Origin of the sequence: Histophilus somni 2336 (assembly GCF_000019405.1) — a bacterium.
GTDB lineage: Bacteria > Pseudomonadota > Gammaproteobacteria > Enterobacterales > Pasteurellaceae > Histophilus > Histophilus somni.
The window spans coordinates 1,685,786-1,700,808 of record NC_010519.1; the positions used below are offsets into that span (position 1 = coordinate 1,685,786).

Below are 15,023 nucleotides of genomic sequence, written 5' to 3' on the forward strand. Positions count from 1 at the left end.
GCCTTTATCTCGAAGATTTTAACCATAAATCCAAAAAATAAAAAGAAGGAATAATTATTTTATAGAATAGTTAAAACACTTTCCGGCGGTCGTCCTATTTTAGCTTTATCTCCATTTACTACGATTGGACGTTCGAGCAATGCGGAATTTTGCGAGAGTGCAATCAAAAGTTGTTGTTCCGTTAGCTCCTGACTATTCAATCCTAATTGTAAATAAAGATCGTCTTTCGTACGCATCATCTCCCTTACAGACGTAATTCCCAATTTTTGAGCTAACGTTTGCAACTCTTCAACGCTGTAAGTTTGCTGTAGATATAATTCAACGTCAAAAAGAATGGATTGTTGTTCCAATAAAGCCAATGTTTCACGACTTTTTGAACAACGTGGATTATGATAAATTTTAACCGTCATAAATGCTCCTTTGCTCAGATACAGTTCAAATATGCAAAATTTTACCTTATAATCACCCAAAATGCTCATTCGTTAAGGATAAATTATGATTGAAATGTTAAAAAATTGGTATCATCGTCGCTTTACCGATCCGCAGGCGATGGCACTTTTCGCTATTTTATTCTTTGGCTTTGTAGCAATTTATTTTTTCAATAGTTTATTGGCTCCCCTCCTGATTGCGATTGTTTTAGCTTATTTACTTGAATATCCCGTTCGCTTATTACATGAAAAACTGAAACTGCCCAGAATTTTGGCGACATCTCTTATACTCGGTGGCTTTATAGCAATCACATTTGTCATGACCTTTATTTTGATCCCGGTACTTTGGGCACAAACCATCAAACTGGTCAGCGACTTACCACACATGTTCAATCAACTTAACGAATGGTTACTTTCTTTACCGGAGAATTATCCTGAATTAGTAGATTATCAAATGATAGATGCGTTTTTTATTTCATTTAAAAATAAAATATTAGGCTTAGGTGAATCTGCACTTAAACTGTCCATTGCCTCCTTGTTAAATCTTGTTACCTTAGGAATTTACGCGTTTCTTGTGCCATTAATGGTATTTTTCCTCCTCAAAGATAAAACGGAATTAATTAACTATATTACAAACTTTCTGCCAAAGAACCGCACTCTTGCCTCAAAAGTTTGGCGAGAAATGCAACAACAAATTGCCAATTATATTCGCGGTAAATTACTTGAGATTTTAATCATAGCTTTAGTCAGTTATGCCATTTTTCTATTTTTTGGTTTGAATTATTCATTGTTACTGGCAGTTGCCGTGGGATTATCTGTTTTAGTGCCATACATTGGTGCAGTTTTGGTCACTATTCCTGTTGCTTTAGTTGCCATGTTCCAATTCGGTGCAACCCCAACTTTTTGGTATTTAATGGTTGCTTATGTGATAAGCCAAATCCTTGACGGAAATTTACTCGTGCCATTTTTATTTTCTGAAGCAGTGAATTTACACCCCCTCACTATTATTATCGCCGTTCTTATTTTTGGGGGATTATGGGGTTTCTGGGGAATTTTCTTTGCAATTCCATTGGCAACACTAGTCAAAGCCGTTGTTTCATCTTGGCCGTCAACAGAATAACCGATAAGGAAGAGTTTCATTGAAAGGGCTATTTATTAGGATTGTTTTAGCCATCTGTTTATCGCTTTGGGCAATAGATATGGTTTTCCCTTGGCAACAAATAGTGAGATCAAAACAGAATTACCATACTACAATTCAAGAGCGACAAAAATTGATTGTAGGAACAATCAATAATCCGGTGTCTTATTTTATCGGTACAAACGGAGAAACAGGGCTAGAATATGAATTAAGCAAGGCTTTTGCAAATTACTTAAATGTTGATTTGGAAATGTTTCCTCTAAATAGTGCGGACGCATTATTTCAGGCTTTAGCACAAGGTAAAATAGACATTGCCGCTGCAAGTTTATTTTATCAACAAGATAGAAGTGAAAAATTCAAACTAGGTCCGGCATATCACGCTGCATCTTGGCAATTGACTTATCGCAAAGGTGAACGTCGTCCTATCACATTAGAAAATTTATCCGGCAAATTGGTTATTCCGGCTAATTCGGCACTGAATAATATTCTGCTGGCAAAAAAAGAAAAATACCCTTCTTTAACATGGGAAACCAGTGAACTAAGCCAAGAGGAACTCTTATTTCAAGTTGCTGAAGGAAAAATAGATTACACAATCGCTACCTCTACTGAAGTATCAGTTAATCAGCAAATTAAACCTCAAATTGCAATTGCCTTTAATGTGACTGATGAGTTTACAGTACATTGGTACTTATCTGATAAGGGGGCTTCAGAATTACAAGCCGCACTATTAGACTTCATGAACTCTGCCATTGAAAACGGCTTAATTGCTCGTATTGAAGAAAAATATTTCAATCACCTCAACCAATTTGACTATGTTGATACTCGCTCCTATTTGAATGCAATTGAAACAGTTTTGCCTAAATATGCTCCTTTGTTTGAAAAATATAAAGGTGATTTAGATTGGCATTTATTGGCAGCCATATCTTATCAAGAATCCCACTGGAATCCGGAAGCAACCTCACCAACCGGAGTACGCGGTATGATGATGTTGACAAAAGCAACTGCAGATAGAATGAATATTACTAATCGTCTCGATCCTGAACAAAGCATTAAAGCCGGTTCCGAATATTTACATCTTCTGCTCAAACAAATGCCGGATACTATTTTAAAAGAAGATCGTATTTGGTTTGCACTTGCCGCTTATAACATGGGATTGGGACATTTATTAGATGTTAGACGCTTAACTAAACAGCTAGGAGGAAATCCGGATAATTGGTTAGAGGTGAAAAAAAATTTACCCTTATTAGCACAAAAACGTTATTTTACCCATCTTAAATATGGCTACGCTCGAGGCTACGAAGCGTTTCAATATGTGGAAAATATTAGAAGATATATGAACAGCATAATGAATTATTATCGGCTTCAACAAAACCAACAAGATCGGTATGAAAATGAAAATAATGATGTCATTTCAACACAAACACAACAGGAACAACGATGAGAAGAAAAACCTTTTTAAAAAAAAGTAAAGTCACGCTATATCGTACCGCACATAACCGAGCATTAAGAATTAAACGCTTAAAAAAACGTAAAGCCCAACAAGCAGCACGACATGCCCAGCAATTCGTCATACAAGAAATTTGTTGCTGATTTTTCGTGCTGTAAAATCATATTCTTTAGCATATGGATATAAGACCAATCAGATAAAAAAGCGGAATTTCCACCGCCCTTTTTGCTTTACATAACACACCCTACCAAAACCGGATCGTTAAATTCTGTTTTACAGCAACCCTTAATTAACAAAACATTCAAGGCAAGCGAAAAGAAAAAAGAAAAAGAAAAAGAAAAAGAAAAAGAGAAAAGCGAAATAAAAAATGATTGCCTTATTAATAAATTTTGTAATAAAATCTCCGAAATTTATTACTATCTGCTTGACAAACAAAAATAACATGAATTTACAGCCTACAGCCTACAGCCTAGGCTAACGCCTTTTTATAAACCTTGCAAAATAAATTTTAAAAAGTTTTTAACTTTTCATCATACCCAAATTTCCCCTTTTAAAACCCTTAGCGAAAATATCATTCGTCTTTTTCTGCTTTGCCTTAAAAAGCAAGGCATCGCCGATTTATACCTCATTAATCTACCTAAAAAACAAAAAGTTTAATCCATTCACAACCATAAAAAAGTGAAAAAAAATCAACAAAATAAATTATTAAATAACCCATTTTAAAAGATTAAAGAGAGTAAACCATGAATAAGATTTTCAAAACCAAATACGATGTAACAACAGGTCAATGTAAAGCCGTGTCCGAGTTGGCGAGCAATCGCCAAATAGCAAGTAGCTCGGAGAAAAAGCCAAAGTGCGGTGCTAATTTGAAAAGAACGAGCTTGTCAGAAAACTTACTGTTCAACATGCTGATCAGCGGTTTAGTGTTGTTTGCGTATCCCGCTTGGGCAACAGCGGCTCAAACTCAAGTTAACAAAGAAGGAGAAATCAAAATAGATGCTGATACCTTAAAAAGTAGTAGCAACAGTGGTGGTAGCAATAATAATGGTAAAGGTAAAAGCGACATCATCATAGGTAATGACGCTGATGTTGACAATAAGAGTGTAGCTAGCGGTAATAATGGTCTCGGTCAACGGGTAGCACTTGGTAATAAAGCCTATGTCGCAGGCAATCAGGCGGTGGGGATTGGTGGTGATGTATTCGCCCAAGGCTATTCCTCCATCGCCATCGGGAGCGATGATATCGGCGAAACAGCTGATGAAAAACAAAAAAATGGAAGTGGAAATGACAAATACTCCAAATACGCCGTCCCCCTACCTAAAGCCATCTGGCAGTTGTTTGTGGATGAGGGAGATAATTTTAATTCAAAAACGAAAAATAACTATGCGGTTTTGCAAAATGGTAATAGTGACGGTAGCAACGGCAAAGCCAAAAAGAGTTCAGAGTTTTATAGCAATGGGAATGGTAGTGGAAAAATCGACAGAAATAAAGACCCTGCTAAATGGGAAGAAGAATATGCAAAATTTAATAAAGACGCATATGATAAATATGTAGAAGGCACCCAAAACGGCGGTAGCAGTAACCCCAAAAACGTCTACTCCCACACTTGGGCGAAAGGGCGTGGGGCGATTGCCATCGGGGCAAGGTCTATCGCCTACGGTGACCATTCTAACGCCATGGGAACGCTTGCCATCGCAAAAGGAAACTACTCGTCCGCCTTTGGTACGGGAACCATCGCTTTTGAAGAGGGCGGTATCGCCGTGGGGAACAATGCGTACGTTTATCGCGAACATTCCATCGGGGTGGGAAATAACGTCCAAGCAATACAAAAAGGCTCGATGGTCTTCGGGGTCAATTCCTACGCCGGTGGTAGCGGTTCCTTAGCGTTAGGGGAATATACCTTTGCGAATGTGACTATGCATGATGAGTTTAATGGGAAAGCGGAAGCTAAGAAAGTAACAGAATTTACAAAAATAATGGAGGATTATAAAAATAAATATAATGCAGAGAATCCTGACAAATCACCGTTAACATTTGCTAGTTATACGCCTGATTCACCAGACGAAAAAATGAATATAGAAGACCTTTATACTGTGCCAAATTATGATACCAAAACGATACAGCATGTTGGAAAACAATTTTACAGAGCCAAAACAAATAAACAACCAGGTACAGGCGAAGAAAAAGCCGAACAATCCAAAGACAGCAAAGGCACTTATAACCAAGGCGGGATAGCCATCGGGTCGTATTCTGTCGCATTGGGGGATAACGCCCTCACCCTCGGCAGACACGCCTACGCCAAAGAAGACAGCACGGTTGCCATCGGGAACTTCGCCTTTGCAAAAGATGAAAACGCCTTCGCCCTCGGAAAAGCCGCCCGATCCATGGGTAAAGATTCCTTGGCAATCGGGGTAAATTCAGAAATTTGGAGTCCAGATGCCGTGGCAATCGGCACAGGCTCTAAAGTGGAAACAAACGCCGATGGCGGTGTCGCCATTGGACAAAGTGCGACAGTGGCAATGGGTGCCGGCGATTCTATTGCGATTGGTAAAAATTCTAAGGCGGGAGAGAAGAAACAAGCCTTTAAAACCCAAGAAGTTAATGTGGGTACAAAAGGCTTGATGTTTGACTGGGGCAGTGCAGGCACCTCAGAAAATGATCAAGAGGACAAGAAAAAAGCCGTGGTCAGCGTAGGAAGTGCAGGCAGTGAACGGATTATTACCAATGTTGCCGCTGGTTCTGTTATGAACGGTTCCACTGATGCGATTAACGGCGGACAGTTGTATAGTGTGATTGAAACATTCGGCAAACTCGGCACAGATATTCTTGGTGCGGAAGTATATGATAAGGATAAGGATAAGGGTCAGTACGGATTTAAGGCTTCAACGTTTGACAAAGTAAACTATCATCGAGAACAGCCACAGGGACAAGGACAGCAAGAACAAAAAGCACCCACAACTTTTAAACAAGCCATTGATGAAACCATTACTGCGATAAATAAAGGTATGATTTTCAAAGCCGGTAATGATAATGGCGGTAGTGGTAATACTACAACAAAACAACTTGGCGATACTTTAGAATTTAAAGGAGACGACAAGTATATCAAGGCGAGTGTAGATGGTAGTGCTATTAAATACAGCGTAGAAGTAGCAACTAGCATAGATGACAGTTCAACCCCATCTAGTTCAGGTGGAGCAGGAGCAGGAACAACAGGTTCCACGGATAAATTAGTAACAGCAAGTGCGGTGAAAAATTATGTCACGACAAAATTTGGTGCATTAAGTTCAACGTTGAATTTAGAAACCGATCAACCAACTGATGACAGTAAAAATAAAGGTTCAATCAATTTAAAAACCGATACATTAAAAATTACTGGCGATAGTAATATCACGACTTCATTTGTGTCTAATGGTGAAAAAAAATTAAGTATAAAACTTAGTGAAAATTTAACTAACATTTCTTCCATAGGTAAAGGTAGTAATGGTACCAAAATCACATTTGATGATAGCAAAAAGGAAATCAAACTTGGATCTGTATCCGTAAGTGTAAATGATCAGCATAAAATCGTAATCGGTGAAGGTTCCAAATCAGAATCAAACCATACACTTGCAATAGGGAATAAAGCCATAATAGGTCAAAATGCAAAAGGCTCTATCTCTATAGCCAGTCTAACAAATGGTGAGCAGGGGAATATACAAAACGCCGAATGGGCGGTGTCTATCGGTAATAAAAACAACGTTTCAGGCGGAAATGATATTGTCGCTTTGGGGTCGAATATTACTATAAGCGGTGAAGAGGGTAAGAATAAGTCCGTAGTGGCGATAGGTAATGGAACACAAGTAAAAAATGGTAAAGAATCCATCGCTATCGGCGTAGCAGGCAATACCAAAATAGACAGTGCAGAATGGGCGGTTGCTATTGGTAATAACACCAAAGTATCTGGCGGAAACGACATACTAGCATTGGGTTCTAATATTTCAATAACTGGAAGTAATAATGGAAGTGTAGTCGTACTAGGTAATGGTGCAAAAGCTAGTGCCGCAGAAAACAGTGTGGTTATAGGTAAAGGAGCAGAATCAAAAGCCCAAAGTGCGGTGGTTATTGGGGAAGGTGCAACGGTTGAAGGTGATGCTGGCGATTCTGTTGCATTAGGTAAAAATTCTAAGGCGAAAACTAAAAAACTTGCTCCGAGTGGATTAGATGGTAATGTCGGAACTAATTCATTAAAAATCAGTTGGACTGCTGGGGTTTCTAGAGATACAAATGATAAAAAATCCGTATTCAGCATTGGAGATGCAAATAGCGAAAGAATAATAACCAACGTCGCCGCAGGGACAGTAGATAATAGTTCAACTGATGCCATCAATGGCGGTCAATTAAAAAGCGTCATTGATGTGTTTGGTAAGTTAGCATTTGATGTTCTCGGAGCGGAAAAAGAAACAGAGAAAGAGGCAGATAAACAAACAGTTAAAGACGGATTTAAAAAATCAACATTTACTGCTGTTCAATATAAGAGAGACCCACAACCACAAGGACAACCACAAGGACAACCACAGCAACAAGCAAAAGTACCAATGACATTCAGAGAAGCGATTAATGAAAGCATTGCTGCTATTAACAAGGGCTTGATATTCAAAGGTGATATGCCAAGTGCGGTAACAAATGGTACTCAAAACACACCGCACTATCTTGGTTCGACTATTCAGATTGTGCGTTTGGCAACGCCTGCGAACACTGGCACAACGACTACACAGCCAGCTACAACTACGCCAGCCATCACGGCGTATAGTGGGGAGAATTTAATCACGCAATATAGCAATACTAATGGCAACGCCAAAATCGAAATCGGTTTTAAAAATGCACCGACATTTAGCAAAGTAATGCTTGATGAAGAACAAACATATAATGGCGTAAATGGAAATAGCGGAAGTACAGATTGGAAAAAAGAACTCATCACTAAAGGCTACCTTGAACAAGCGTTAGATAAGTTTAAGTTTAAAGTATCTACTGGCGAGGGTGATGATAAGACTTTTGAAATCGGTCGTGGCGATACGTTGAAGTTTACGAGTGGTCAAAATATTCAATTGACTTTAGCGAAGCAAGATGGGACAACGTCTGCTAGTAGTGCAACAGCTCCAACCGCTGCACCAGCACCAACGCCTGCACCAGCAGTGGCAAGCAGTTCGTCAAGCGATGTAAGTTCAAATAGCGGTGGTTCAAATGGTATGGCTTCGTCAGGTGGTGCAAATGGCGGTGGTTCAGGCGATGCAAGCATGGCTACGACGGGAACTGCTCCAAGCACGCCAACCAGCACAACAAGCGATACGAGTACACCAACCGCTACTACACCAACAACGGCAGTGTTAAACATTGCCACAACTAGCGATTTAAGCAATATCAGCTCGATTTCCTCACCGCCTAAAGGAGCGAATGCAGGTACAGGCGGAAGCGGAAGTGCGGGCGGAAATTCAGGTACTGGTTCAAATGAAGAAGTCGCCAAACTTACCTTAGAAGCCGAGAAAGGGGCGACTTTCCAAGTGGGTAGCACTGGTGCGAAAGTGAATATCAATGACAAGGGTATTTCACTTACGCCACAAGGAGCAAATAGCACAGGAGGATCAAGTGGAGCAGATCCATCTGACTCACCATCAATCACTATTAAAGCAGGTGCAAAACCGGCGGATCCAAAAAGTTTAGATTCACTTGATCCTAATAACGGACCTTCAATAGAGTTCTCAGCCAAGAAAACAAGTGATGGTAAAACCATTGGCTCAGGCAAAATCACCGGTCTTGCTGATATTAAGTCAGATGAAAAAGACGGCACCGTTGCAACCAACAAAAATTATGTTGATGGCAAAGTGGAAGATCTGAACAATAACCGTCCATTTGATTTTTATTTAGACAAGGAAAAAGTCGTGAAAGATAAAGATGGAAATTTCCACAAAGCAGACAAACCTACTGAAAAACTTTCTGCCGATGATATGAAAAAAGTTGTTATCAAAGCCGAACCAAGCACCGCACCTATTGGGATTAGCAATGTGGCGAGTGGGTTGGGATTGCCTGCCCCTGAAAAAGATGAGGAAGAAAAGAAAAAGGCACAGCAAAAAAACACTGAGCTAACAAAAGCTGTTGAGGAAACAGTGAAAGTAATCGGTGATAAAGCTAAAGAACTTTCAACTACTGCTCAAAAAGTAACAGATTTAACTTTAGCAGCCAGCGGTTTGGAAATGGCGATGAATGCAATGCCTGAGGGCGAAGAAAAAATGAAACTTCAAACTCAATTGGAAGAAAATAAGAAAAAGCTAGAAAAAGCCAAAGAAGATCTAGGAAAAGCAAAAACTGCTTTAACCGAGGCACAAAAAGGCTTAACAAAAGCCAATGCTGACTATGAAGCCAACTACAAGGGTTATGAAAAAGTCGCTGCCTTAGTCAGTGCCGATAGTAAAGCCGAATTAACCAACGTAGCCACAATCGGTGATTTGCAGGCGGTAGCGAAATCGGGCTTGAAATTTAAAGGCAATGATGACATGGAAATTCACACAGCATTAAGCGGTACTTTTGCGATTAAAGGTGAAGAAGGTGCGAATGGCAATAAATTTAACAGCGACCGCACTGCTGCCGGTAATATCAAAGTGGAAATGTCTCAAGATGGCAAAGGGCTTGAAGTCAAACTGTCCGATCAGTTGAAAAATATGACCTCTTTTGAGACACGTGAAGTGGAGGGGAGAAAATCTACGCTAAACAGCAATGGTTTGATAGTGGTCAATAAAGGTGCAGATAACAAAGTCAAATCAGCAACATACGGTGCGGAAGCGATGGTGTTGTCGAATCAAGAAAACGGCAATAAAGCCGTGGTGACCGCTGGCGGTGTCCATTTTGCCACTACCCAAGCCCCAGCGACAGGGGCTCGTGCGGGGACAGGCGTGATTACAGGCTTAAAAGACCTAGACGCACGCTCGACAGGCGACATGGCAACCAACAAAAACTACGTGGACGAAAAAGTTGGTTCCGCCGTCAATCGCTTGGATAATGCGATCAGTACCACTAACAGACGCTTGCAGGCGGGTATCGCTGGAGCATTGGCTACAGGAGGATTGCCGATAACGGTGATGCCAGGTAAATCTATGTTGGCAGCGTCGGCTGGCTCGTATAAGGGGCAAAGTGCAGTGGCATTAGGCTATTCTCGCATGAGTGATAACGGCAAGATAATGCTACGCCTACAAGGTACAAGCACTTCAACGGGCGATGTCGGCGGTTCGGTTGGTGTAGGCTATCAATGGTAGGGTTCTAAACGCCAGCAAAACTCACCGCACTTATTGATAAGTGCGGTGGGTTTGGTAGGGATGATTAGTTAAATCTCACCAAAACAGTGAACAATGCACTGTCCCAAATATTAAACTAATTTATTCTCTTATGTCTCAGGCTTAAGATCTAATTTTGCCATGAGCAATTGATCGCCATCTTCTTCAGGATTGACTGTTACCAATAATTTGTCACCGTAAAAAATAGAATTGGCTCCTGCCATAAAACACATTGCCTGCATTTCTTCAGACATTCCTTGACGACCGGCAGATAAACGCACATAGCTTTTCGGCATGGTAATTCGAGCAACGGCAATTGTCCGCACAAATTCAGTCCAATCTAATTCTTGAGCATCGGCAAGCGGCGTTCCCTCCACTTTTACCAGCTGATTTATTGGTACGGATTCAGGCTGAGGATCTAAATTTGCTAGACTTGCAATTAAACCCGCCCGCTCTTTGCGAGTTTCATTCATACCGACAATACCGCCACAACATACTTTTAAACCTGCTTTCCTGATTTTACCAAGAGTATTTAATCGATCATCAAAATCTCTTGTGCCGATAATTTCTTTATAATGTTCAGGTGCGGTATCAATGTTGTGATTATAGTAATCCAATCCTGCCTCTTTTAATTCTTCCGCCATACCGTCTTGTAATAAACCGAAAGTGCCACAAGTTTCCAACCCCAGATCTTTTACCGCTTTGATAATTTCAGTAATTTTTCCAATATCTTTCGGCTTCGGTCCACGCCAAGCCGCTCCCATACAAAAACGCCCCGCACCACGAGATTTAGCTATTTTCGCTTTTTCGACAATTTCCTCCACACATAATAATTGCTGATTTTGTACGCCGGTATGATAACGTGCAGATTGTGGACAATAGCTACAATCCTCAGGGCATCCGCCTGTTTTAATAGACATCAATGTCGAAAGCTGGATCGTTTGTGGATTAAAGTGCTTTCGATGTACCTGAGCCGCTTGATACACAAGTTCTAAAAACGGTGTTTCAAATAACGCCTCAACTTTGCATACAGACCAATATTCAACGCAAGGATGCGGCGTTAAAGAGGGAATGTTGATAGTTGTGATTGTCATATTCTTTTCCTTATATAAAGTGCGGTCAATTTCAACGAGGAATTTCCCTCTCTGTTGCTTGACCATTTTTTATTTCAACTATGCGATCAATTTTATCTATCACTTCGCTCAGTTGATGAGTAACCAATAATAACGTTAATTGTTTTTCTCTGCAGAACTTATCAATCAATGTCAACATTTCCTGACGTAAATGAGGATCTAACGCTGAAAAAGGTTCATCAAGTAATAAAATCGGTTTATCTCGTAACAAACATCTCGCTAGAGCAACTCTCTGTCGTTGCCCTCCCGACAATTCTTTAGGTAAACGTGATAAAAAATCCGTTAAACCTACCGCACTTGCTACTTTTTCCAGTTGTTTGATTTCTTCTTTGCTCAACTTCAAATCCGCTCTTAAACCGATAGCAATATTTTGCCATACCGTTAAATGAGTAAATAAATTATGCTCTTGAAACAAAATGGAAACAGGGCGTTGATGTGGTGCGGTATAAGTATGATTTTCACCATTTAGCCGGATTTCCCCTTGCTTAACCGGCTCAAATCCTGCAATTAAGTTTAGCAATGTACTTTTTCCCGCTCCGCTTTCACCAATAATAGCAATCTTTTCGCCTAGACTTATATGTAAATCAAAGTGCAGAGAAATATTGGGATAATCAAAAATAGTGTTTAATTTAATCATCTTTTTTTATTCGTTCAATTAATATAAAAATACATGTACAAAAAACGAGTAACAGTAATGCAGTTACTGCACCTTCGTCAGAGCGATAACTACCTAATTGTTGATATAACAAATAAGGCAAGGAACTAAAATCCTGATTCCCGAATAAAGCTATGGCAGTAAAATCCCCTAAGGAAATAGCACAAGCCAGTGCAAAAGCATATTTAAATGATGCGTTTAAATTATGCCATTCAATTAAATAAAATCTATTCCAACCTTGAATAGCCAAGGATTGCGATAGTTTTTCGTAATGTTGCATATTGTTGTACATCGGTAACTTTAGAACCTGTAAAACAAAAGGCATGGCGGTTAAGCCATTACATAGTACGACTAAAGCAAATAAATGATAGTGGGAGAAATCCATTTCCCTTAAGCGAATAAATAAACCTACTGAAATAACCAAGACAGGGATAGCCAGCACCAGCATTCCGCTATTTAAAATACTCTGAGATAAAAATGAATAAGACAAATAGTGTAAACGGCGTGCCAGTAATAATAATGAAACGGAAAATAACATCGCTAAAATCGCTGATAAAGGTGCAATAGCTAACGAATAACCTAAAGCCTGCCAAAGTTGTGATTGCTGCCAAATTTGCCATAAACTTTGTGCTTGAAAAGCGGAGAAAACAATATTTATTAAAGGCAAGCTGATGAACAATAAAACGCAATTGATATAAAAAATTTGCCAGATTTGTACCGCTCTTGACTGCTTTTCTAACCAAATATTTTTACTATGCAATAACACTTGTGGCGATTTTTGCCATAGGCTACCCAATGCAAACAGCACACAACAAAAAATTACTTGTAACAACGCAAATAAAGCCGACTTCACCAAATCAAATTCAAATAAAACGGCTTGGTAAATAGCCACTTCCAATGTAGTGTATTTGGGACCGCCGCCTAAGGTGAGAACAATAGAAAAACTGGTGAAACACAGCATAAAAATCAAGCCAAAAACCGGTAATAATTGTTGGCGTAAATAGGGAAATTCAATCAAACGAATAAACTGCCAACCACGAAGATTCAATTGTGATGCCAGTTGCCTTTGCTGAGTAGGAATTGTTTGGAATGTTTGCAAAAACATTCTTGCTGCTAAAGGAATATTAAAAAATAAATGAGCAATTAAAATACCGCTTAAACCATAAATATGGGGTTGCCACGTTATGCCTAAAAAGGTTGTTAATTTAACCAGCCAGCCGTTATGTCCATAAACTCCTGTAATACCAAAAATTACAACTAATGCAGGCAACACAAAAGTTAACGAAAATAGCTTAAGAATCAAAGATTTTGCTATAAACCTTTGATAGAAAAAGGCTCGAGCGAATAATAAGCCCAAAAAAACAGAAAGTAAGGAAGATAAGGTAGCCTGTCCAAAACTAAATAAAATAACTTGCTTGATGTAATCATCTCGTATCAGTTCCGTCAATTTATAATCAGTTTCAACAATAAAAATACCGCTCAATACCAGACCATAAAATGAAACAATAAATAACCACACTACCAATCCACTTAATGAGCTGATTGGTAATGTGGAAAAATAACGCCATGCTTTTAACAAATTACTTCACCAAACTTGCTTGCCATTGATTAATCCATTTTTTTAGTTGCTCAGCAGAAATATTGGAACTGTCAAACACATTTGTTTTGAGCTGATACTGTTTTAAGGCATCATAATGTGGCTCAATAGGGTCAGAAATCACAGATAACATCACGTTATTTTTAACGATATGTGTCTGTGCTTGCGGTGAAATCAAGTAATCCATAAATAAATCACCACAGGCATTTTCTTTGTTTGCTATTTTGGCTGCTAATTCAACTTGTAAAACGCCGCCTTCAGCAAAATCTGTCGCTTGGTACTGATCTTTTTGTTCATTTAATAAATGATAAAGTGGAGAGGTGCTATAACTTAATACTAAATCCGCTTCACCTTTTAAAAATGCCCCATAACTTTCCGTCCAACCTTTACCGACAGTAACGGTATGTTTAGCTAATGTCTGCCAAGCTCGATCTACCTCTTGTTGTGGATACACCAAATTTAACCAAATGATTAATCCCCGCCCCACACTGCTTGTTCGAGGATCCTGATAAATAACTCGTAAATCCTGACGTTCAACCAGTTCTCGCAAAGAGTGCGGTGGATTTACTAATTTAGTTTTATCATAAATAAAAGCATAATGCCCAAAATCATAAGGTAAGAAACGTCGATCTTGCCAAGAAATCGGTAAAGAAAGTCTATTTAAATCAACTTTATGCTCACTAAATAATTCAGACTTAATTGCCTCTTGTAGTAAATGATTACTTAAGCCTAGTACAATATCCGCTTTGGTTTTCTTACCTTCTAAACGCAGACGATTGAACAATACACCTGAACTGTCAAAGGACACATAATTTACCCGACATTGCGGATATTGTTGCTCAAATCCTTGTTTCACCTTTGGACCTGCCCCCCAATCGGAGGAAAAACTTTTATAAGTATAAACGGTTAAGCCTTGTGCCGATTTCGCTTCCGCTTGAGCAAAAGAGCAAATAGACATCGCAGAAAGTGCGGTAAAAATTAGAGTGGTTTTGAAGTTCATTACTTTTCTCCTGTTTGAATAAACACAGCATGATAAGTAATATTGACTTGATTGGAAAAAGAAAGGAGTAAGACCATTAGTTTCCTACGTCAGTATTAACTGTATCAGGTTCACGGGTATTATCTCAGCTGTTATCAGCACCCCGACTAAGTCGGACAATAGTCTATTATATTTTTGTTGAAAATAACAAGGAATTTTCTCTTAATCTTTGACTTAACTTCAAGAACTTATTATGTCTAATGTAATGTACAATTTTTTTATCAAACATTTTCCGGCACAATACAACGCTACACTTTTTCAAGAAATTCAAAAAAATAAACATAA

Annotated in this window: 9 protein-coding genes and 1 riboswitch; of the genes, 4 read left to right on the top strand and 5 right to left on the bottom strand. The window is 39.1% G+C overall.

Annotation, left to right across the window (positions count from 1 at the left end):
* Positions 1 to 59: 59 nt before the first annotated feature.
* Positions 60 to 410 carry an arsenate reductase (glutaredoxin) gene (arsC, locus tag HSM_RS07605; protein ID WP_012340620.1) on the bottom strand — a complete coding sequence of 117 codons (351 nt, stop codon included), beginning with the start codon at positions 408 to 410 and terminating at the stop codon, positions 60 to 62.
* Between the two features lie 85 nt (positions 411 to 495).
* On the opposite strand from arsC, the gene HSM_RS07610 reads away from it, so the two are divergent.
* The 4 genes from HSM_RS07610 to HSM_RS07625 all read left to right on the top strand — a co-directional run bounded on the left by HSM_RS07610 (position 496) and on the right by HSM_RS07625 (position 10,296).
* The gene (locus HSM_RS07610; RefSeq protein ID WP_011609157.1) at positions 496 to 1,548 is read left to right on the top strand and encodes an AI-2E family transporter; all 1,053 of its coding nucleotides are present in this window, start codon (positions 496 to 498) and stop codon (positions 1,546 to 1,548) included.
* 19 nt (positions 1,549 to 1,567) lie between these two features.
* Positions 1,568 to 3,007, top strand: a complete 1,440-nt coding sequence (gene mltF, locus HSM_RS07615; RefSeq protein ID WP_012340621.1) for a membrane-bound lytic murein transglycosylase MltF — start codon at positions 1,568 to 1,570, stop codon at positions 3,005 to 3,007.
* Complete coding sequence (locus tag HSM_RS11035) at positions 3,004 to 3,156, top strand: hypothetical protein (RefSeq protein ID WP_012340622.1); 153 nt, start codon at positions 3,004 to 3,006, stop codon at positions 3,154 to 3,156. Before mltF ends, HSM_RS11035 begins: the two co-directional genes overlap by 4 nt.
* A gap of 600 nt (positions 3,157 to 3,756) precedes the next feature.
* Positions 3,757 to 10,296, top strand: a complete 6,540-nt coding sequence (locus tag HSM_RS07625; RefSeq protein WP_012340623.1) for a YadA-like family protein — start codon at positions 3,757 to 3,759, stop codon at positions 10,294 to 10,296.
* A gap of 128 nt (positions 10,297 to 10,424) precedes the next feature.
* Here the strand turns inward: HSM_RS07625 and bioB are convergent, their stop codons facing one another.
* From bioB to thiB, 4 genes are read right to left on the bottom strand one after another with little or no spacing between them, the layout of a single operon-like run.
* On the bottom strand, positions 10,425 to 11,408 hold the full coding sequence (gene bioB, locus HSM_RS07630; protein ID WP_012340624.1) for a biotin synthase BioB: 984 nt from the start codon (positions 11,406 to 11,408) through the stop codon (positions 10,425 to 10,427).
* Between the two features lie 31 nt (positions 11,409 to 11,439).
* A complete protein-coding gene (thiQ, locus tag HSM_RS07635; RefSeq protein WP_011609165.1) occupies positions 11,440 to 12,084 on the bottom strand; it encodes a thiamine ABC transporter ATP-binding protein in 645 nt (214 codons plus the stop codon).
* Positions 12,077 to 13,681 (bottom strand): thiamine/thiamine pyrophosphate ABC transporter permease ThiP, encoded by a 1,605-nt coding sequence (thiP, locus tag HSM_RS07640; protein ID WP_012340625.1) that lies wholly within the window; start codon positions 13,679 to 13,681, stop codon positions 12,077 to 12,079. Before thiP ends, thiQ begins: the two co-directional genes overlap by 8 nt.
* A 1-nt stretch (position 13,682) precedes the next feature.
* The gene (gene thiB / locus HSM_RS07645) at positions 13,683 to 14,699 is read right to left on the bottom strand and encodes a thiamine ABC transporter substrate binding subunit (RefSeq protein WP_012340626.1); all 1,017 of its coding nucleotides are present in this window, start codon (positions 14,697 to 14,699) and stop codon (positions 13,683 to 13,685) included.
* Positions 14,700 to 14,763: 64 nt separating this feature from the next.
* Positions 14,764 to 14,854, bottom strand: a riboswitch (TPP riboswitch).
* Between the last annotated feature and the right edge of the window lie 169 nt (positions 14,855 to 15,023).

Excerpts from the sequence above, each read along its gene's own strand:
- arsC (WP_012340620.1), bottom strand. The coding sequence starts at position 410 with ATGACGGTTAAAATTTATCATAATCCACGTTGTTCAAAAAGTCGTGAA.
- HSM_RS07610 (WP_011609157.1), top strand. The coding sequence starts at position 496 with ATGATTGAAATGTTAAAAAATTGGTATCATCGTCGCTTTACCGATCCG.
- HSM_RS11035 (WP_012340622.1), top strand. The coding sequence starts at position 3,004 with ATGAGAAGAAAAACCTTTTTAAAAAAAAGTAAAGTCACGCTATATCGT.
- HSM_RS07625 (WP_012340623.1), top strand. The coding sequence starts at position 3,757 with ATGAATAAGATTTTCAAAACCAAATACGATGTAACAACAGGTCAATGT.
- bioB (WP_012340624.1), bottom strand. The coding sequence starts at position 11,408 with ATGACAATCACAACTATCAACATTCCCTCTTTAACGCCGCATCCTTGC.
- thiQ (WP_011609165.1), bottom strand. The coding sequence starts at position 12,084 with ATGATTAAATTAAACACTATTTTTGATTATCCCAATATTTCTCTGCAC.
- thiB (WP_012340626.1), bottom strand. The coding sequence starts at position 14,699 with ATGAACTTCAAAACCACTCTAATTTTTACCGCACTTTCTGCGATGTCT.